Source organism: Qaidamihabitans albus (assembly GCF_016464705.1).
In the GTDB taxonomy this organism is placed as follows: domain Bacteria; phylum Actinomycetota; class Actinomycetes; order Mycobacteriales; family Pseudonocardiaceae; genus Qaidamihabitans; species Qaidamihabitans albus.
Map to the genome: position 1 here is coordinate 12,781 of NZ_JAEHOB010000001.1, position 19,305 is coordinate 32,085.

Below are 19,305 nucleotides of genomic sequence, written 5' to 3' on the forward strand. Positions count from 1 at the left end.
GATGCTCAACCGGGCAGCCGCACCGGCATGAGCAGGTAGAGGTAGCCGGGCACGACCTCGCCGTTCTCGTCGGCCGGCTTGACCAGCGCGGGCCGGTTGGGCGTGGTGAACGTCAACTCGGCCCGGTCCGCGTGCAGCGCACCGAGCCCGTCGACGAGATAACCGGGGTTGAAGGCAATGGTCACCGGCTCACCCTCGTAGTCGACCGGCAGCTCTTCCTCGGCGCTGCCCTCGTCGTCCCCGCCCGCGGAAAGCCGCAGGGAGCCTTCCGCGAACTCCAGCCGGACCTGGGTACCCCGCTCGGCGACCAGCGACACACGCTTGATGGCCTCCGCGAGCGCCGACACGCCGAGGACGGCCCGGGAGGTGTGCTGCGCGGGCAGCAGCTGCCGGTAGGGCGGGAACTCCGCGTCGAGCAGGCGGGTGGTGGTGAAGCGGCCCGAACCGGCGAGCCCGAGCAGGCCGTCCCCGCCGGCGAGGCCGACCTGGACCGTTCCGCCGCTCGCGCCGAGCGACTTCGCGGCATCGGCGAGTGTGCGGGCAGGGACCAGCACCGACGCGTCGGTCAGCCCTTCTGCCGGCTGCCAGCTGAACTCGCGCATGGCGAGGCGGAAGCGGTCGGTGGCGACGAGCGTCAGCGTGCTGCCGGTGATCTCCAGGCGCATGCCGGTGAGCATCGGCAGCGTGTCGTCCTTGCCCGCGGCGACCGCGACCTGGCCGACCGCCTGCGCGAACGCGTCACCCGCGACCTCACCGGCGAGCGTGGGCTGAGCGGGGAGCTGGGGGTAGTCCTCGACCGGCATGGTCGGGAGGCTGAACCGCGCGTTACCGCAGGTGATGGAGGCGCGGGCACCGTCGACGGCGATCTCCACGGGCTGTGCCGGCAGTGCCTTGGTGATGTCGGCGAGCAGCCTGCCGGAGACGAGGGTCCGGCCGCCGTCGGCGATCGTCGCTGGGACCCCGACCGTCGCGGAGACCTCATAGTCGAACCCGGACACGGTCAGCGCGTCGGACCCACCGTCGCCACCGGCGTCGAGCAGGACCCCACCGAGCACGGGGACCGGCGGCCTGGAGGGCAGGCTGCGAGCCACCCAGGCGACGGCGTCGGCAAGCCCGTCGCGCTCGACGCGGATTTTCATGCGCCCATCCTTTCGACAGCCGAGCCGCTTCGGCTCGAAAGACCCGGCAGACCACCCGGTCGCGTTTCCCGTGAGCTTGGGGCGATCGAGGGCTGCCGGACGAACCAGGTGTGGTCACCCACGTTAGAGCGTGACGGGCGCCGGCGTCACCTCGGCCCGGCGGTCGATTTGTCGACCCGGAGCGAGGTGTCCCCAACTCGGAGCTTCGCTTGTTTTTGTTTTGTTCTCTCCAAGAGAAGCTCTTGTTCAGTGACAGTAGTAAGGGCTGTGGGTTGTGTGGACAGCGCTCGTCGTCGCTGGTCTTACGGCGCGGCGTGGTGTGGACAGCCGGGGTGCTCTTCCGGTGGACAGTTCGGGCGATCGGTGGAGGGATTCGGGCCGTCCGCAACCGGTCCACATCCATCCACAGTTGTCCACACCGCTGTCCCCAGTTGTGGGTCGGTCTGTGCCCAGGTTCTGCACTGTCAGCACACACCGAAACGTGGCCCGGATCGCCCCGAGTGAGTGATGACGGCGCCGGCGCTCGCGGCGCAGACACACGCGATCGCGATCCATTCCACGGGGCGGAGAAGCTCGGCGAGCACCACCGTCCCGGCGAGCCCGGCGGCCGCGGGCTCCAGACTCTCCAGCACGCCGACGACGCGCGGTGGCAGACGGCGCAATGCGGCGAGGTCGAGCGAGTACGGGATCACCGCGGACAGGACGGCGACCGCCGCGCCGGCGAGCAGTACCCCGGGATCGAGCAACGCCGCACCGCCTTCGGCGATGCCGAACGGCAGGTACAGCGCGGCAGCCCAGCAGACCGCGAACGTGAGTGGCGCGCTCGTTTCGCTGAGCCGCCCGGCTCGCTCGCTCAGCAACAGATAGATCGCCATCGCGGCCCCCGAGGCGAGGGCGAGCAGCACGCCCAAGGGTGTCCCGGCGCCCGTACCGTGGAACAGCCACACGCCAGAACCGGCCAGCGCCGCGAGCGCGGCATCCACCGGTCGCCGGGAACTCAGTAGTGCCAACGTGATCGGGCCGAGGAGTTGCAGGGTCGCCGCCATCCCGAGCGGGAGGTGCGCGAGCGCCGGGTAGATGAGGTTCATCCCGGCGATCGCCGTGCCGAGGCCGAGTATCGACCCGAGGCCGGATCGCGGCCGCGGCAACGCGGGCCGGTGCACGGCGAGGAGTACGAGCGCCGCGACGGTCAACCGGAGCGCGGCCACACCGAGCGGGCCCGCTTCACCGGAGAGCTGCTTGCCGAACGACTGTCCGAACTGGACGCTGATGACGCTGCCGAGCACGAAGGTCCACGGGGGCATGCGGCGAGTCTGCGGCGAAACGGCGGCAACCTGAAGCTGAAGTTTCCGCACGGAATCCTTTAGCGTGGACTACATGATCGACCTACGGCGGCTGCATGTGCTGCGTGTCCTCGCCGAGCAGGGCACGATCACGGCGACCGCCGCGACACTGCACCTGACGCCGTCCGCGGTCTCGCAGCAGTTGCGGTTGCTGAGCCGGGACGTGGGCGTGCGGCTGCTGCGCCGGGACGGCAGGCGGGTGCGGCTGACCCCCGCCGCGCTGGCGTTGCTCGAACACACCGAGACGCTTTACGCCCAGTGGGAGCGCGCGAGGGCGGAACTCGCCGAGCACGGCACGGCGCCTGCCGGACGGCTGGTGTTCTGTGGGGTGTCGTCGGCGATCGCGGCGCTGCTGGCGCCCGCCGCTACCCGGCTGCACCGCGAGTACCCACGGCTGACCGTGCACATCCGCGAGGACGAGAGCGGCGACTGCTACGGGTTGCTACACGGCGAGGACGCCGACATCGCCGTCGTCCTGCCCACGTCCGACGCGCCCCCGGAGGGCGACCCACGCTTCGATCGGCAGCCGCTGCTGGATGATCCGCAGGACCTGCTCGTGCCGGTCGGGCACCCGCTCGCCGACGCGGGCAGCGTGGCACTCGCCGACGCCGCCGGTGAACCGTGGATCGTGAAACCGCCGCACAACGACACCTATCCGTTGCTCGTCACCGCGTGCGCGGCGGCGGGTTTCACGCCGCGGATCTCGCACCACGTCAAGGAGTGGTTCGCCGTGTCGGCGCTCGTCGCGGAGGGGGCCGGGGTATGCCTGCTGCCGCGACTGGTCCCCGTTCCGGAGCGGCATGCCGTGCTCCGGATTCCGTTGCACGGCAAGCCGTGGCCGTCCCGCCGGTTCATCACCTGCGTGCGCCGGGGCAGCGCGAGCTCACCGGCGATTGCGGCGGGGCTGACCGCGGTGCGCGAGGTCGCCACCACTGCCTTGCGTGGTGTTTGATTTGCGACGCGTCGCAGGCTCCGCGTTGCGTGGTGGCGCGCGCGGCAGGCGGCCTTCGTTCGGTGCGGGTCTTGCTACTGCCGCGCGCGCTGTTTGATTCGCGACGTCAGCTCTTGCACCTGGTCGTAGATCCGCCGCCGTTCGGCCATCTCCTTGCGGATCTTCTTGTCGGCGTGCATCACCGTGGTGTGGTCGCGGCCGCCGAACGTCTGGCCGATGCGCGGCAGGGACATGTCGGTGAGCTCCCGGCACAGGTACATCGCGATCTGCCGTGCCGTCGCGAGCGCCTTCGTCTTCCCCGGCCCGCAGAGATCGTCCATCGTGACGTCGAAGAAGTCCGCCGTGACCCCCATGATGGTGGATGCGCTGATCTCCGGTGCCTGCGAGTCGGGGATCAGGTCCCGGAGCACGATCTCGGCGAGACCGACATCCACCGGCTGCTGGTTGAGCGAGGCGAACGCGGTCACGCGGATGAGCGCGCCCTCCAGCTCGCGGATGTTGGCCTCGATGCGGGCGGCGATGAACTCGAGGACGTCACCGGGCACGGCCAGCCGGTCCTGCGCCGCCTTCTTCCGCAGGATCGCGATGCGGGTCTCCAGCTCGGGCGGCTGGATATCGGTGATGAGACCCCACTCGAACCGGGTACGCAGCCGGTCCTCCAGCGTTTCCAGCCGCTTCGGTGGCCGGTCGGAGGAGACCACGATCTGCTTGTTGGCGTTGTGCAGGGTGTTGAAGGTGTGGAAGAACTCCTCCTGAGTTCCTTCCTTCCCCTCGAGGAACTGGATGTCGTCGACGAGCAGAATGTCGATGTCGCGGTAGCGCCGCTGGAACGCGACCTTGCGGTCGTCGCGCAGCGAGTTGATGAAGTCGTTGGTGAACTCTTCGGTCGATACGTAACGCACGCGCATACCGGGAAACAGCCGCTGCGCGTAGTGCCCGACTGCGTGCAGCAGGTGAGTCTTGCCCAGCCCCGACTCGCCCCAGATGAACAGCGGGTTGTAGGCCCGCGACGGCGCCTCGGCGACCGCGACGGCCGCCGCGTGGGCGAACCGGTTGGACGCGCCGATCACGAAGGTGTCGAACGTGTACTTCTCGTTCAGGCGCGTCTTGGAGGTCTGCGGCTGTGCCGGCGCGGTGTACGGCTGCCCGGCGATCGGCTGCCCGGAGAAGGTCGGCCAGATCTCGTGGACCGCGGCGAGCGCGTCGCCTTCCTCGTCGACCTCCTCGTCACCGTCGTCTCCCGGTTCCGCCTGCCTGGTCGGCGCGGACGCCGACTGCTGTGGAACGGGCAACTCGGTCGAGTCGGCCCTGGAGTGCCGGACGGCCGGGACGGTGACGGTGTCGTCCGTGGGCGGCATCGGCGGGGCTTCCGTGCGCGGACCGTTGCCGTTGTCCGCCCGTCCGGGTGAGCTCGTGTATCGACTGTGTGCCGTGGGGGTGGGCGGGGCATCGGCGGTGTCGACCTTCACCGCGAGCGAGACGTCGCGGCCCAGCCTGCGCGACAGCGCGTCGGTTATCGGCTCCCGCAGCGCACGCTCGATGGCCTCCTTGGCGAAGTCGCTCGGCGCCGCAAGGAGGGCGGTGCCGTCGAGCAGGCCGATGGGCCTGGTAACGCGCATCCAGGCACGCTGCTGGGGGGACAGGGTTCCGTCGGCGAGTTCTCTGACGACCTGCTCCCAGACGACTGTCAGGTTCAGCTGGTGTTCAGACACCCTGCTCCGCTCCCCTCCCCTCGTCGACCGCACCTGTCCGACCGCTCACCGGAGCCGTCACAGCAGGTTCACGTGGGTACCGCGCAGCAGGTATCCACATAGTTGTCCACAACTGTGCATTAACGTACGGCGACCCGCAGACACTCCACCCGCGGGGATCAAGGTACGCCCGGCCGGAGCCTCCCACACCTCCGGCAGTGGCACCGAGCCCCTCACTCGGTCAACCGAGAAGAGGCACGCTAACAAGCCCCGCGAGTTGCCACAAGACATCGTTAGGGGCAAGCATTTCATGGTGTACGGCGTGTTGCCATCCGGCGGCGCGCCGTGCTCATCGGGTAGCGTGCCGGGTGGTTGCTCTGCGCTACACAAGGGGCCGGTTTCGGTGTCACCGGAGCGAGTGCGTACCCTCGTAAGGTCTACCGCTGACAGCGGGCCCGTTTCGCGTGCCCACGTTCGACTCGCCCCGGCGAGGCGGAGCGCCCAGGTCGGTAGGAGACACCACAAGAAGACGTGTTGTACGCACGACACGCCCGAGTCAGCGGAAGTCGTGCGTGGAATCGAGACCAGGAGAACTGAGCCGTGAGCAAGGGCAAGCGCACCTTTCAGCCGAACAACCGCCGACGCGCGCGGACCCACGGGTTCCGGCTGCGGATGCGCACGCGGGCAGGCAGGGCCATCCTGGCGGACCGTCGGCGCAAGGGTCGGCAGCGGCTCTCCGCCTGATTCCGCCACTGCGAGGCGCGGCGTGCTTCCGGCCAACGCTCGCCTGCGGCGGAGTGAGGAATTCCGTGCGGTCATGCGCGGCGGCGCCCGAGCGGGGCGCCGCCGCCTCGTGCTGCACGCGCTCGCTTCTCCGGACGGCCCGGAGAGGGGGCGGAAGGCGGGTTTCGTGGTGAGCAAGGCCGTGGGCAACTCGGTGGTGCGCCACCGGGTCACCAGGCGCCTGCGGCACCTCGTCGCCGATCGTTTAGGAACCTTGCCGGATGGTTGCGCGTTGGTCGTACGGGCGCTACCTGCCTCGGCCGGCGCGAGCAGTGCCGAGCTCGGCTCCGACCTCGACGCCGCCCTGCGGCGACTGAACCTCCTGCCGGCCGGCCGGGTCGGCAAGCCGGACGGCTCCGGGCGGCGTGCTGCGCCGGGAGCCGGCCACGACAATGGACCAGCGGTGTGAGCGAAGCGCAGATGGCCGGCAACGCCTCCTCGGAGTCGGCCGAGTCCCAGGAATCCAGCGGTCCGGCGCGTCCGACGCCGGCGGCCTGGGTGCTGCTGCTCCCCATCCGCCTGTATCGCAGTATCTCGCAGTATCTCCCCCCGATGTGCCGGTTCTATCCGAGCTGCAGTGCGTACGCGGCCGAGGCGCTGACCCGCCACGGCGCCGCGCGCGGCTCGTACCTGGCGATGCGCCGGTTGTTGCGGTGCGGTCCCTGGACCCCGCCCGGCCGAGACCCTGTGCCGGAGAAGTTCACCTTCCGACGCCAAAGTCCTGGTATGTCTACCGAGGAGTAGCTCAGTGCTCGACTTCATCTACTACCCCGTGTCGTTCATCCTTTGGTGCTGGCACAAGGTATTCGGGTTCGTCTTCAGCGAGGACAACGCGATCTCCTGGGTCCTCGCGATCATCTTCCTGACCTTCACGGTCCGCGGCATCATGTTCAAGCCGTTCGTGAAGCAGGTCCGGTCGATGAAGAAGATGCAGGACTTCGCGCCGGAGATCAAGAAGGTCCAGAAGAAGTACGCGAACGACCGGCAGCGCCAGGCGCAGGAGATGCAGAAGCTCCAGCGCGAGCACGGGGTCAACCCGCTCGGCAGCTGCCTGCCGATGCTGCTGCAGATCCCGGTCTTCATCGGTCTGAACTGGGTGCTCCGCAACTTCCAGGCCGGCCGGGAGGGCAACTACTTCTTCGACGAGGCGGGCGTCAACTCCTACGTCAACGCGAAGATCTTCGGCGTCAACCTCGGCGACGCGATCAACCACGTTTCGATGATGGGTGGCGCGCCCGGTGGCGAGAGCGGTTGGAGCTGGGAGGTGGCTCCGGTCGCGGTGCCGCTGATGATCATCGCCAGCGTCGCGACCCACTTCACGGCGCGGCACTCGGTGGCCCGGCAGAACCCGGCCTCGGCGACTCAGCAGACCGCGATGATGAACAAGCTGACGCTGTGGATCTTCCCCGCCGGTGTGCTCATCTTCGGTGCGTTCTTCCCCATCGGTCTGCTGCTGTACTGGCTCGCCAACAACGGCTGGACGCTCATGCAGCAGCGGCTCGTCTACACGAAGATCGACAAGGAAGAAGAGGCGAAGAAGGCCGAGGTCGTCGAGAAGCGCACCAACCTCGCACCGAAGCCGGGCCAGAAGCCGCAGGTCGGACAGAAGCCGAAGCCGGCCCAGAAGCCGGCCCAGCAGGCGAAGTCCTCGGAGTCCGGCGAGGCCGCCGACTCCGAGCCGAAGGAGAGCACCGACTCGGGTCCGGCGAAGAACGGCACGGCCCCCAAGAACGGCAAGTCCCCGAGAAGCGGCAAGTCCCCGAAGAGCGGTAGCAGCGCCAAGGGCGGTGGCGCCTGGGCGAAGAACGGCGGGAACCAGCAACGCCCCGCCACTCAGGGCAAGAAGGCGCAAGGGCGTAAGCGACGTTGACGCTGTCGGGGCTGGAGAGGAGAAACCACATGTCGGAGACGGTCGAGGTGATCGGCGCCGATCAGGATGAGGCGGTTCCGGAGGAAACGGATACCGGCACCGAGGAGTCGTCACCGGATGCGGATGACGATCTCCTCGTGCAGGAGGGCGACATCGCGGGCGACTACCTGGAGCGGTTGCTGGACGTCCTGGACTACGACGGCGACATCGACCTCGATGTGGAGGCCAGCAGGGCGGTCGTCAGCATCGACGGCGGTGAGGACCTGGAGAAGCTGGTCGGTCCGCGGGGCACTGTCCTCGAGGCACTGCAGGAGCTGACCCGGCTGGCCGTGCAGCAGCAGACGGGTACGCGGAGTCGGCTGATGCTGGACGTCGCGGGTTGGCGCGCGGGACGCCGGGAAGAGTTGCGCGAGCTCGGCCGGACGACCGCGGAGTCGGTGTTGTCGTCGGGTGAGCGGGTGCGGCTGCAGCCGATGAGCCCGTTCGAGCGGAAGGTCGTACACGATGCGGTCGCCGCGGTGGACGGGGTGCGGAGTGAGAGCGAAGGCGAGGAGCCGAAGCGGCGCGTGGTCGTGCTCCCGGAGTGACACTCAGCGCAGAGCGCAGAAAGCGGCCTACCGGAACCCCGGTGGGCCGCTTTTCTTTGCGCGGTCCGTTTCACGTGAAACGGACCGCGCGGACGGTACGAAGCCGCAGTGGAGTTCTCCACACTTACGGACTGTCGCGCCGATCCGACGGCGGCATCGGGGACAATCGACCTACGCCCAGTTTCACGTGAAACGGCGACCAACCGAGGAGTGATCAGTGGGTCCGGACGACCTGACACCGGCTACCCCGGCCACCGCGACGGCCGTCTTCGGCGAGTTTCTGGACCGGGCCGAGCGGTTCGTCGAGATGCTGCGGCGACACGGTGTCGAGCGAGGGCTGATCGGGCCTCGCGAGCTGGACCGGTTGTGGGAGCGGCACATACTCAACTCCGCGATTCTCGGGGAACGTGTCCCTGTGGGTGCTCGGGTGATCGATGTGGGCTCCGGCGCGGGGTTGCCCGGTGTGCCGCTCGCGATATGCCGACCGGACCTCGATATCGTTCTCCTGGAGCCGATGGCGCGTCGGGTGGACTGGCTGACCGAGGTGGTCCAGAACCTGGAGCTTCCCGTGACGGTGGTTCGTGGCCGGGCGGAAGACAAGCAGATCAGAGAGCGGCTCGAACCGGCCGATGTCGTGACGGCCCGCGCGCTTGCTCCGCTGGCTCGGCTCGCGTCGTGGTGCCTACCGCTGGTGCGGCCTGCCGGGGTGCTACTTGCCCTGAAGGGCGCCAGCGCGACGGAAGAGGTGGCGCGTGACCGAGTCGCGGTCCGGAAAGCGGGCGGTGGCGAGCCGGTGGTGGAAGCGTGTGGTGCCGCCGTACTCGAGACGCCGAGCACGGTAGTGGTGATTGAACGTGTGGAGCCACGGAAGCCGGAGCGAATGCGGCGACAAGGAACTCGCACCCGGTCGCGGGTGAAAGGATCGACCAGCGAATGACGACCAGTACGGAGCGGCCCATGTTCCACGTGAAACCGGGTACCTACGAGCGCGCTGCGGCCGGGGGGTGCGACGACCGGTGAACCCGCCACAGGAAACAGGCACCCACCACGACATCGGCTGGACGCCGATCGCGGAGGAGGCCGAGCGTGCCGCCCGGGTCCTGCACCCGGAGGAGCATCAACTTCCACGTCCGACACATCGCCGCGTGCTGACTGTCGCCAATCAGAAGGGTGGCGTCGGCAAGACGACCAGTGCGGTGAACCTGGCCGCGGGGCTGGCCCTGCACGGGTTGCGGACACTCGTCATCGATCTCGACCCGCAGGGCAACGCGAGCACGGCGCTCAACGTGGATCATCACTCCGGGACGCCGTCCGTCTACGAGATCCTGCTCGGCGAGGTGTCGCTCGTGGAGGCGGCGCAAGTCAGCGAACAGTCCCCCAACCTTCTCTGCGTGCCGGCGACCATAGATCTGGCCGGCTCCGAGATCGAGCTTGTGTCGATGGCGTCGCGCGAGTCGCGTCTGAAGGAGTCGCTCTCGCAGGAGGCGCTACAGGAACTCGACGTCGACTACGTCTTCATCGACTGCCCTCCGTCGCTCGGGCTGCTGACGGTGAACGCGATGGTCGCCGCGCACGAGGTACTGATTCCGATCCAGTGTGAGTACTACGCACTCGAAGGACTCGGGCAACTCCTCAACAACATCGATCTCGTCCAGAAGCACCTGAACCGGACGCTGGTGGTCTCCACGATCCTGCTGACGATGTACGACGGCCGGACCAAGCTGGCTGATCAGGTGACGCAGGAGGTGCGCAACCACTTCGGAGACGTGGTGCTGAAGACGGTCATCCCCCGCAGCGTGAAGGTCTCCGAGGCACCCGGTTACGGACAGACCGTGCTGGCGTACGACCCCGGTTCACGTGGATCGATGAGTTATCTGGATGCCGCCCGGGAGGTCGCCGAGCGGGGAGCAGCGAGTAGGGAGCAACAATGACCGAGCGGAGAGGCGGCCTCGGCCGTGGTCTGGCGGCGCTGATCCCCACCGGACCGGTGGGTGAGGAGGGCACCGCTACCGGCGAGGTGAGCGCGGAGCAACTCAACGGCGACGGTGACAAGGGTTGGTTCGCCGCCAACGGCTCAATGCAGTCGCACGGTGGCGAGGTCGCGGGCGCTGTCTACCGCGAGGTTCCGGTCAGCGCGATCAAGCCCAACCCCAAGCAGCCGCGCCAGGTGTTCGACGAGGACGCGCTGGCCGAGCTGGAGCACTCGATCCGCGAGTTCGGGCTCATGCAGCCCATCGTCGTCCGGCAACTGCCCGATGACGAGTACGAGCTCGTCATGGGTGAGCGGCGGCTGCGGGCGGCCCAGCAGGCTGAGCTGGAACTCATCCCGGCGATCGTCCGGCAGACGGCCGACGAGGCGATGCTGCGGGACGCGCTCCTGGAGAACATCCATCGCGTCCAGCTCAACCCGCTGGAGGAGGCGGCGGCCTATCAGCAACTGCTCGACGAGTTCGAGGTGACGCACGAGGAACTCGCCGCGCGCATCGGCCGCAGTAGGCCCGTCATCACCAACACGATCCGGCTGCTGCGGCTGCCCCTCCCCGTGCAGCGGCGGGTGGCGGCCGGAGTGCTGTCAGCCGGGCACGCCCGCGCCCTGCTTTCCCTCGAAGAGGCCGACCGTCAGGAAGAGCTCGCCGCGCGCATCGTGTCCGAGGGACTCTCGGTCCGCGCGACCGAGGAGGCGGTGACTCTCTCCAAGAGCGAGTCCAAGCCGAAGCCGAAGCCGCCGGCACGCAAGCCGATGCAGGCGCCGGGTTTGCAGGACCTCGCGGAGCGGCTCTCCGACACCTTCGACACCCGGGTGAAGGTCGATCTCGGCCGGCGCAAGGGTCGCATCGTGGTCGAGTTCGGCTCGGTCGACGATCTTGAGCGGATCGTCGCTCTCATGGACCCGAACAAGACAAATCAGACAGCTAAAACCGATGAGCCATGACACCGGCCCGTTTCGTCACGGTGATGATTGCGTTCCGGTGACTCGATGTCACGACGGGTTACCGGGACCGTACTAGTCTCCGCGCTGGATCGCCCGGGTGACGAGCTCGGCGAACACCTCGCCGAGTGACGTCCCGGCGGCCTCCATCGCCATCGGGACGGTCGAGGTCTCGGTCAGTCCGGCGGACAGGTTCACTTCGAGGAACTGCACGGTGCCGTCCTTCGCCACCACCGCGTCGGTCCGGGAGATGTCGCGGAGCCCGAGCAGCCGGTGGGCGCCGACCGCCAATTCACCGACCGCCTTGGCTGCGGCGTCGGAGAGGCGGGCGGGTGCGAAGAAATCGGTGAGCCCGGCCGTGTAGCGCGCGGTGTAGTCGTAGACACCGCTCTCCGGCACGATCTCGACCGCGGGCAGTGCCTCCGGCCCGCCGTCGCGCTCGACAACGGTCACGGCCACCTCGATGCCGTCGACGAACTGCTCCGCCAGCACGGTGTCGCCGTAGGCGAAGCACCCGACCATCGCGGTGGGCAGTTCCGCGGCGTCCCGGACGACCTGGGTGCCGAGCGCCGAGCCGCCCTGGTCCGGCTTGAGGATCAACGGCAGGCCGAGCCGATCGACCATCGCGTCGAGCACGCCCTGCGCGCCCAGCTCGCGGAAGGTGCTGTGCGGCAGCACGACCCAGCCCGGTGTCGCGAAGTCGGCCTCGCGGACGAGTGCCTTCGCGGTCGGCTTGTCCCACGCACGGCGGCAGCCCTGCGAACTGGTACCGACGAAAGGCACGCCGAGCATCTCCAGCACGGTCTGCACCGAGCCGTTCTCGCCCTCTCCCCCGTGCAGTGCGACCACCGCCGCGTCCGGGCGCTCGTCGCGCAGCCTGCCCAGCAGGCCCGCGTCGGTGTCCCACTCCACGACCGTCAGGCCCGCGCCGCGCAGCGCGGCCGACAGCCGGCGACCGGACCGCAACGACACGTCACGTTCGTGCGAAAGGCCACCGGCGAGCACGGCGACAGTGCGATCGGCCACGCGAGAACTCCTCAATGCTCAGGTTCGTCCGGTGCGGACGGTTGCCACCCCAGAATGGTTGCCCTAGGCGGTGTCCGGGCCCGGGAACTGCGGCCCGGACACGGCACGCGTCGTGACGCTACCGAAGGTGCGCACGAGGTCCATTTCGGACTCCAGCACGCCGGCGAGCCTGCGCACGCCCTCGCGGATCCGTTCCGTTGTCGGGTAACAGTAGGAAAGGCGCATCTGCCTGCTGCCGAAGCCGTCGGCGTAGAACCCGGTGCCCGAGGCATAGGCCACCCGCGCGGTGACCGCACGGGGCAGCATGGCCTTGGTGTCGACGCCCTCCGGAACCGTTACCCACACGTAGAAACCGCCGTCCGGGTGAGTCCAGGTACAGCCGGGCGGCATGTGCTGCTCCAGCGCGGAGACGATCGCGTCCCGGCGTTCGCGGTAGTTCTCCCGGAACTTCTTGACCTGGCCCTTCCAGTCGTGCGTCGACAAGTAGCGCGACACGACCAGCTGGTTCAGCGTCGGCGGGCACAGCGTGGCCGACTCCGCGGCGAGCACCAGCTTCTCCCGCACGGCGTGCGGCGCCAGTACCCAGCCGACCCGCAGCCCGGAGGCGAAGGTCTTGGAGAAAGAGCCGAGGTACACGACGTTGTCCGGATCGTTCGACCGCAGTGCCGGGTAGGTCTGGCCGTCGAAGCCGAGCAGCCCGTACGGGTTGTCCTCCACCACCAGCACGTCGTGTGCGCGGCAGATCTCCAGGATCTCCGCCCGGCGCTCGACTGCCAGGGTGACGCCGGCGGGGTTGTGGAAGTTCGGGATCGTGTAGAGGAACTTGACGCGCTGCCCGTGCTTGTCCGCATGCGCCAGCGCCTCGCGCAGCGCCTCGGGCACCAGGCCGTCGTCGTCCATCGCGACGTGGACCACCTGCGCCTGGTAGGCGGCGAACGAGCCGAGTGCGCCGACGTAGGACGGACCCTCCGCCAGCACGATGTCACCCGGGTCGCAGAACAGCCTGGTCACCATGTCCAGGCCCATCTGCGAGCCGACGGTGACCACGACGTCGTCGGGATGGGCGGTGATGCCCTCCAGTGCCATGATCTCGCAGATCTGCTCGCGCAGCGCGGGCACGCCGTGCGCGGAGCCGTACTGCAGCGCCACGAGCCCGTCCTCCGCGATGAGCTCGGCCATCTGCGAGGAGAGGGAGTCCAGGGGCAGAGCGGAGAGGTTGGGCATGCCTCCCGCGAGCGAGACGACCTCGGGCCGGCTGGCTACCGCGAACAACGCTCGGATCTCGGACGCCGTCATACCCTCGGTGCGAGCGGCGTAACGGTCGAGATGCGGATCGAGGTTGTGGCGGCCGGGCTCGGAACCCGGTCGGTGCTCGGGCGGCTGGGAGGCAGTCATCGTCTACTTCTGTCTGCGTCATGCGGCGCGTCGGCGGGCGTGGGCTCTCTACCTGCGGGTAGACCTCGTCGAGTGTAACGTCCGGGGTTCGGCGGCTCCCCCGTTTCCGGCTCTCGTCACATCCGCCTATGCTCTGCTTGGGCCTCATGTCGCCGCGTCGTCGCGCGTGCACCGGCCTCCGATCGACTTCATGCACGTTCCGGGGAGGTTTCGTGTCGCGACGCGTCGTTGGCGTCACGCTGGACAACCTGGAGCAGTTGCCGCTGCGCTGCCGCCGCTGCGTGTACTGGGAGCTCGCTCCGCACCTGAAGGAGGAGGCCGAGCGCTACGGCGAGACCGAGGTCGAGAAGGAAGCCTGGGTGTCGGCGATCCTGCTGGAGTGGGGCTCGTGCGGCCGGATCGCCTACAGCGGCGACGTGCCGGTCGGGTTCGTGCTGTACGCGCCGCCGACCGCGGTGCCGAGGGCAGGCGCCTTTCCCACCGCGCCGCCCAGCGCCGATGCCGTCCTGCTGACGGCCTTTCACGTGCTGCCGGAGTTCCGCGGCGGCGGGCTGGGCCGGCTGCTGGTGCAGGCGGTCGCGAAGGACCTCACCCGGCGCGGGGTGCGTGCCATCGAGGCGTACGGGGACGCGGAGCCCGGCGAGGAGACCGAGGGGCACAACTGCGTCGTTCCCGCCGCCTTCCTGCGCAGCGTCGGGTTCAAGACGGTGCGCCCGCATCCCCGGTGGCCGCGGCTGCGGCTGGAGCTGAGGTCGGGGATCTCGTGGAAGGAAGACGTCGAGGCGGCACTGGAGAAGCTGCTCGGCGAGGTGAGCATCACGACCGCCGAGGCCAGCACCACCCGCGCGTAGCGAACGGTCCCGTGTGCGCTCCGGTCGACATGGGGGTAACTCGATGTGGTTATCCACAGCTTTGTGTACATATCGACAGGTTGTCCACAGGGTGATTGCGTATTCGTACGCTCGCGCCCGAGCCGGTGGGATGCCTAGCGTGACCGGTATGGACCGCGAGCCCGAACTGCCGAGAGCCCCCGAGGTTCCCTCCGCGCTGCTCGACTCCGGGGCGGCGGCCCGCCGCAAGGGGCAGTGGACCGGCTTCGGGGTCGCTCTCGCGGCGCTCACCGTGCTCGGTCTCGCGGTGTCGTTCGTCGCCGGGTTCGTTTTCGTGATGGCCAGCGACGGTTGCGGGGCCGACCGGAGCCGCTACATCTGTACACCCGGCGGACAGCAGACGGTGTTCTGGCTGCCCTGGGGTGGGCTGCTGGCCGGGTTCGTGCTCTCGCTGGTCGGGGCGGCGGTGGCGACCCGGCTGCGGCGCACGCCGTGGCTCGGCCTTGCTGCCGGCGTGCCGGCCTACCTGCTCGCGTTCGGCGTCGCGTACTCGATCGCGGTCGGCTGAGCGCGCTACTCGGCTTTGGCCAGCTCGTGGGCCAGCACGTCGGCGAAGGTGAAGGTGCCGGTCGGCTGGTCGTTCTCGCCGAGCAGGTACAGGCGCTTGACGGCGATCAGGATGCCCTCGGCGACGACGTCGCGGAAGGCGGGGTCGGAGAGCCTGCGCCGGTCGTCCGGGTTGGTCAGGTAGCCGATCTCGACCCGCACGGCGGGGCAGCGCGTGCGGGTGAAGATCTCCCACGTCTTCGGGTGGGTGCGGCAGTCCCGCATGCCGGTCCGCGCGGCCAGCTCACGCTGAATGTAGCCGGCCAGCAGCTCGCCGACGGTCGAGGTGGTGCCGTTGCCGGTGCCGAAGTGGAAGCTCGCGACACCCTGCGCGTAGGGCGAGCGGTTGCCGTCGCTGTGCAGCGAGAGGAACAGGTCGGCACCGGCGTTGTTGGCGAAGTTCGCCCGCTCGGTCTCCGACGGGCTGTGTCCCGGCCCGCGGGAGATCAGTGCCTCCATGCCGGTCGCCTTCATCCGGCCCTCGAGGCGGCGGGCCAGGTCCCAGGCGATGTCGGCCTCACGCAGGCCCTCGAGCGCCACGCCGGTGTCCGCGCCGCCGTGGCCCGGATCGATCACGATGCGCTTGCCGCGCAGCCGGGGGCCCGCCTGCCGGACCTGCTCCTGCTCCCGCAGGAAGACCGGGCGGCCACCCCTGGCACGCGGGGAGAGCTGCCGTAGCGCGCGGACCGTTCCCGCGCCACAGATGCCGTCGACGACCAGACCGTAGTCTCGCTGGAAGTTCCGCAGCGCGCGTTCGGTCTGCGGCCCGAAACCGCCGTCCGGACGCCCGGAGTCGTAGCCGAGCTCGGTGAGCCGCTCCTGCAGCGCGAACACGTCGTCCCCGTGCACGGGTGAGGACACCAGGTAGGCCAGCGGTCTGCTGCCGAGGTGATAGCTCGAACCGCGCAGTGCCCGGTAGGTGGCGGGGCCGACGATGCCGTCCGTGATGAGGCCCCGGCGCTGCTGGAAGGCGCGGACAGCGTGCTCCACCGTCGCGTCGAAGAATCCGTTGCCGTCGGAGGTGTCTCCGGTCGGGAGCAGGTCCAGTGCCGCGAGCATGGACCTGATCTCGGCGACCTCCGGTCCGGCGTCGCCGCGGCGGAGTACCCGCATGCACTCCTCGCTCTTCCTTGGGCACCGAAGTGCTCGATGCTGTGCGAACAAATCAGGGTCTCATGGGTTCCCTGCGGCCCCTATTGTGCCCTGTGAACTCTCTGTAAGCGCGCAGGGCCGCACCGTGCGTCACCGGATGCGGCGGAGGAGGCCAACGAGAAACCCGGGGTGCGCTCGATACACACGCGCACCCCGGGTTCGGCGTTGTCCTGCCAGGTGTCAGAGCACCTCGGAGAGGTCGGACAGCAGTGCTGCCTTGGGCTTGGCGCCCACGATCTGCTTCACCGGCTTGCCACCCTGGAACAGGATCAGTGTCGGGATCGACATCACCTGGTAGTCACGCGACGTGTTCGGGTTCTCGTCGACGTCCAGCTTGGCGACGGTCAGCTTGTCCTTGTGCTCGGCCGCGATCTCCTCGAGGACGGGGGCGACCATCTTGCACGGCCCGCACCAGGTGGCCCAGAAGTCGACGAGCACCGGCTTGTCGCTGGAGAGCACGTCGTCGGCGAAGCTCTTGTCGGTCACCTTCACGGTGTCGGTCATCTCTACTCCTGTCGTGGATTGCCGGGTCAGTTGGCGCGGGCCGCGTAGCCGCCGCCCACCAGTTCGGGTGCCTCATGTGCTTCGACCACGTCGGCGTGCTCGGCGAGCCAGCGCTCGGCGTCGATCGCCGCCGTGCAGCCCGAGCCGGCGGCCGTGATCGCCTGCCGGTAGGTGTGGTCGACCAGGTCGCCCGCCGCGAACACGCCGTCGAGGTTGGTGTACGAGCTGCGCCCCTTCGCGAGCACGTAGCCGCTCTCGTCGAGATCGACCTGGCCGCGTACGAGCTGGCTGCGCGGGTCGTGCCCGATGGCCACGAAGAAGCCGCTGACGTCGAGGGTGGACTCCTCCCCGGTCACCGTGTCCCGCAGCCGCAGGCCGGTGACCTTGCCCTCGCCGAGCACCTCGGTGACCGCCGAGTTGAGCTGCCAGCGGATCTTCTCGTTCGCCTGCGCGCGCTCCAACATGATCTTCGACGCGCGGAACTCCTCACGCCGGTGCACGATCGTCACGGTGCGGGCGAACTTGGTGAGGAAGGTGGCCTCCTCCATCGCGGAGTCGCCACCGCCGACCACGGCGATGTCCTGGTCGCGGAAGAAGAAGCCGTCACACGTCGCACACGAGGACACTCCGTGCCCGAGCAGCTCCTGCTCGCCGGGCACGTTCAGGTACCGTGCCGCGGCGCCCATCGCGAGGACGACCGCGCGCGCGGCGTAGCGCTGCCCGTTGGCCGTCACGTACTTGACCGGACCGGTGAGGTCGAGCTCCTCCACGTCCTCCGAGCGGAGGTCGGCGCCGAAGACCTTGGCCTGCTCGCGCATCTCCTCCATCAGCTCGGGCCCCTGGATCCCGGCCCGGAACCCTGGGTAGTTCTCGACCTCGGTGGTGGTCATCAACGCGCCACCGAACTGGGACCCCTCGAACACCAACGGTTCCAGCTGGGCGCGGGCCGCGTACACGGCAGCGGTGTACCCGGCGGGACCCGATCCCACGATGATCAGGTTCCGAACGTCCTCTGCAGCCACCCGTGACCTCCGCTTCGTCAACACCTGCGTACCAGGCTCAACACGATCGTAGGTGCGGGTGTTCCCGACGTGACGTGTGCCGCCGTCAGGTGGAAGACGGGTGGTCAGCCGCCCTCGCGGCCGACCACCTCGTCCCGGAGCAGGCCGGGGTTGTCCGGCCCGCAGTCCGGGGCGACGGCCACCAGCCGGAACTGCGCGAGCTCGCCCGTGGTGTAGAGCGCGACCACGGCCTCCCGGCCGTCGATGGTGACCGGCCGGACGCCGATGGGCCTGCGGTCGATGTCGACGCCGCTCGCCGTGAGGCACGCGTCGAGCCGGTCCTGATCGCCGAGCGGGCCGAAGTCGCGTACGCGGTCGACCGCGCCGATGGCGGCGTCCAGGTTGTCCCCGCTCAGCGCCAGCGGCGCCTCGCTCGGCACCGCCGCCGGCGGCTGTGCCACGCCGGGAACGCTGTCCTGGGCCGGTACGCCCAGCACGAGCCCGGCCACCACGGCCGCGGCCGCCGTGAGCAGGCCGGCTCCCCAGCCGAGGCGGCGATTGCGCCGCCTGCGCGCGGCGTCCAGGCTCACGACGTTTCCGCCGGAGGGCGCCTGCTCCTCGGCAAGGGCCGCGTCGATCCGCGCCGCCACGTCGGCAGGCACCGGCTCGGCGGGCTGCGTGCCGAGCAGGGAGAGGTCCGCGGTGGTCGCCTCCAGCGCGTCGATGATCGCGCGTGCCTCCGGGTCGGCGTTGACCCGCGGCCACAACTCGGCGGCCTCGCTCTCGTCGAGCACACCGGCGTGCAGATCGGCGAGCACGTCGACAGACCACGGGGGGCCGACGACCCCGCCGCGCCCCCTGCTTTCGTCCGTCATCGTCCCTCCCCGTGTTTGCTTTCGTGAGTTGGGACGCCGGCGTCGTTGTCCGGGTTCCGCAGATGACCGAGAACTTTGGCGAGTTTCGCGCGGCCCCTGGCGCATCTGCTCTTGACGGTGCCCTCGGCGATGCCCAGCAGTTTCGCGGTCTCCGCGACCGAGTAACCCTCCACGTCCACCAGCACGATGGGCATGCGCTGGTCGTCGGGCAGCTGCTCAAGCGCGCTCTGGACGACCAGCCGGGTCTCCCGCTCGGCCATCGAGTCCCGCGGCACGGCGGGCTCGTTGTGCCCGGTCTCGGGTAGCGGGACCGTGGGCCGCGCCTGCCGCCTGCGCATCCGGTCCAGGCAGGCGTTCACCACGATCCGGTGCAGCCACGTGGTCACCTGCGACTCGGCGCGGAAGTTCGCCGCCGCGCGGTACGCCGAGATGAAGGCGTCCTGCAGGGCGTCCGCGGCCTCCTCGGGATCTCGGACCGTGCGCAGCGCCACCGCCCACATCCGGTCCCGATGCCGGCGGACGAGTTCGCTGAAGGCGTGGGCATCGCCGGCTGCATGCGCAGCGATGAGGTCGGCATCCGTAGGCGCGGCTGCGGTCACCCGGAAGAGACTACTAAGCGGCC

General features: G+C 69.3%; 21 protein-coding genes. 11 read left to right on the forward strand and 10 right to left on the reverse strand.

Annotation, left to right across the window (positions count from 1 at the left end; translation table 11 throughout):
• Positions 1–5 precede the first annotated feature (5 nt).
• Complete coding sequence (dnaN, locus tag JAP66_RS00080; protein WP_199428820.1) at positions 6–1,139, reverse strand: DNA polymerase III subunit beta; 1,134 nt, start codon at positions 1,137–1,139, stop codon at positions 6–8.
• A gap of 464 nt (positions 1,140–1,603) precedes the next feature.
• Complete coding sequence (locus tag JAP66_RS00085) at positions 1,604–2,443, reverse strand: EamA family transporter (RefSeq protein WP_199428821.1); 840 nt, start codon at positions 2,441–2,443, stop codon at positions 1,604–1,606.
• Positions 2,444–2,516: 73 nt separating this feature from the next.
• Between JAP66_RS00085 and JAP66_RS00090 the strand changes: the two genes are divergently transcribed.
• The gene (locus tag JAP66_RS00090) at positions 2,517–3,434 is read left to right on the forward strand and encodes a LysR substrate-binding domain-containing protein (RefSeq protein ID WP_199428822.1); all 918 of its coding nucleotides are present in this window, start codon (positions 2,517–2,519) and stop codon (positions 3,432–3,434) included.
• A gap of 74 nt (positions 3,435–3,508) precedes the next feature.
• Here the strand turns inward: JAP66_RS00090 and dnaA are convergent, their stop codons facing one another.
• The gene (gene dnaA / locus JAP66_RS00095; protein ID WP_199428823.1) at positions 3,509–5,146 is read right to left on the reverse strand and encodes a chromosomal replication initiator protein DnaA; all 1,638 of its coding nucleotides are present in this window, start codon (positions 5,144–5,146) and stop codon (positions 3,509–3,511) included.
• Between the two features lie 579 nt (positions 5,147–5,725).
• Here dnaA and rpmH point away from each other — a divergent pair.
• The 8 genes from rpmH to JAP66_RS00135 all read left to right on the forward strand — a co-directional run bounded on the left by rpmH (position 5,726) and on the right by JAP66_RS00135 (position 11,297).
• Complete coding sequence (gene rpmH, locus JAP66_RS00100) at positions 5,726–5,869, forward strand: 50S ribosomal protein L34 (RefSeq protein ID WP_112279700.1); 144 nt, start codon at positions 5,726–5,728, stop codon at positions 5,867–5,869.
• A 22-nt stretch (positions 5,870–5,891) separates the two neighbouring features.
• Entirely contained in the window at positions 5,892–6,317 is a 426-nt protein-coding gene (rnpA, locus tag JAP66_RS00105; RefSeq protein WP_199428824.1) for a ribonuclease P protein component, read from the forward strand.
• Between the two features lie 11 nt (positions 6,318–6,328).
• Complete coding sequence (gene yidD / locus JAP66_RS00110; protein WP_199429985.1) at positions 6,329–6,652, forward strand: membrane protein insertion efficiency factor YidD; 324 nt, start codon at positions 6,329–6,331, stop codon at positions 6,650–6,652.
• Positions 6,653–6,656: 4 nt separating this feature from the next.
• Positions 6,657–7,778 carry a membrane protein insertase YidC gene (gene yidC / locus JAP66_RS00115; protein ID WP_199428825.1) on the forward strand — a complete coding sequence of 374 codons (1,122 nt, stop codon included), beginning with the start codon at positions 6,657–6,659 and terminating at the stop codon, positions 7,776–7,778.
• Between the two features lie 29 nt (positions 7,779–7,807).
• Positions 7,808–8,365: a Jag family protein gene (locus tag JAP66_RS00120; protein WP_199428826.1), complete on the forward strand. Its 558-nt coding sequence runs from the start codon at positions 7,808–7,810 to the stop codon at positions 8,363–8,365.
• Positions 8,366–8,582: 217 nt separating this feature from the next.
• Positions 8,583–9,302 (forward strand): 16S rRNA (guanine(527)-N(7))-methyltransferase RsmG, encoded by a 720-nt coding sequence (gene rsmG, locus JAP66_RS00125; protein ID WP_199428827.1) that lies wholly within the window; start codon positions 8,583–8,585, stop codon positions 9,300–9,302.
• A 79-nt stretch (positions 9,303–9,381) separates the two neighbouring features.
• Positions 9,382–10,296, forward strand: coding sequence for a ParA family protein (locus JAP66_RS00130; protein ID WP_199428828.1), 915 nt, complete (start codon positions 9,382–9,384; stop codon positions 10,294–10,296).
• On the forward strand, positions 10,293–11,297 hold the full coding sequence (locus JAP66_RS00135) for a ParB/RepB/Spo0J family partition protein (RefSeq protein ID WP_199428829.1): 1,005 nt from the start codon (positions 10,293–10,295) through the stop codon (positions 11,295–11,297). The genes JAP66_RS00130 and JAP66_RS00135 overlap by 4 nt, the downstream gene beginning before the upstream one ends.
• Positions 11,298–11,369: 72 nt before the next feature.
• On the opposite strand, the gene JAP66_RS00140 is transcribed toward JAP66_RS00135, so the two are convergent.
• The gene (locus JAP66_RS00140; RefSeq protein ID WP_199428830.1) at positions 11,370–12,320 is read right to left on the reverse strand and encodes a D-alanine--D-alanine ligase family protein; all 951 of its coding nucleotides are present in this window, start codon (positions 12,318–12,320) and stop codon (positions 11,370–11,372) included.
• A 63-nt stretch (positions 12,321–12,383) separates the two neighbouring features.
• Positions 12,384–13,715 (reverse strand): aminotransferase-like domain-containing protein, encoded by a 1,332-nt coding sequence (locus JAP66_RS00145; protein WP_199428831.1) that lies wholly within the window; start codon positions 13,713–13,715, stop codon positions 12,384–12,386.
• Between the two features lie 212 nt (positions 13,716–13,927).
• Here JAP66_RS00145 and JAP66_RS00150 point away from each other — a divergent pair, with 212 nt between their 5' ends.
• Together JAP66_RS00150 and JAP66_RS00155 are read left to right on the forward strand one after the other, a co-directional pair.
• Positions 13,928–14,566 (forward strand): GNAT family N-acetyltransferase, encoded by a 639-nt coding sequence (locus JAP66_RS00150; RefSeq protein ID WP_199428832.1) that lies wholly within the window; start codon positions 13,928–13,930, stop codon positions 14,564–14,566.
• A 148-nt stretch (positions 14,567–14,714) separates the two neighbouring features.
• Positions 14,715–15,113 (forward strand): hypothetical protein, encoded by a 399-nt coding sequence (locus JAP66_RS00155; protein ID WP_199428833.1) that lies wholly within the window; start codon positions 14,715–14,717, stop codon positions 15,111–15,113.
• A gap of 5 nt (positions 15,114–15,118) precedes the next feature.
• Here JAP66_RS00155 and JAP66_RS00160 read toward each other — a convergent pair whose 3' ends face one another.
• The 5 genes from JAP66_RS00160 to sigM all read right to left on the reverse strand — a co-directional run bounded on the left by JAP66_RS00160 (position 15,119) and on the right by sigM (position 19,282).
• Positions 15,119–16,264, reverse strand: coding sequence for an N-acetylmuramoyl-L-alanine amidase (locus JAP66_RS00160; RefSeq protein ID WP_199428834.1), 1,146 nt, complete (start codon positions 16,262–16,264; stop codon positions 15,119–15,121).
• A 219-nt stretch (positions 16,265–16,483) separates the two neighbouring features.
• Entirely contained in the window at positions 16,484–16,807 is a 324-nt protein-coding gene (trxA, locus tag JAP66_RS00165) for a thioredoxin (protein WP_199428835.1), read from the reverse strand.
• 26 nt (positions 16,808–16,833) lie between these two features.
• Positions 16,834–17,829, reverse strand: coding sequence for a thioredoxin-disulfide reductase (gene trxB / locus JAP66_RS00170; RefSeq protein ID WP_199428836.1), 996 nt, complete (start codon positions 17,827–17,829; stop codon positions 16,834–16,836).
• A 104-nt stretch (positions 17,830–17,933) separates the two neighbouring features.
• Positions 17,934–18,683 carry an RsmA family anti-sigma factor gene (locus JAP66_RS00175; protein WP_199428837.1) on the reverse strand — a complete coding sequence of 250 codons (750 nt, stop codon included), beginning with the start codon at positions 18,681–18,683 and terminating at the stop codon, positions 17,934–17,936.
• Positions 18,680–19,282, reverse strand: a complete 603-nt coding sequence (gene sigM, locus JAP66_RS00180; protein WP_199428838.1) for an RNA polymerase sigma factor SigM — start codon at positions 19,280–19,282, stop codon at positions 18,680–18,682. Before sigM ends, JAP66_RS00175 begins: the two co-directional genes overlap by 4 nt.
• Positions 19,283–19,305 lie beyond the last annotated feature (23 nt).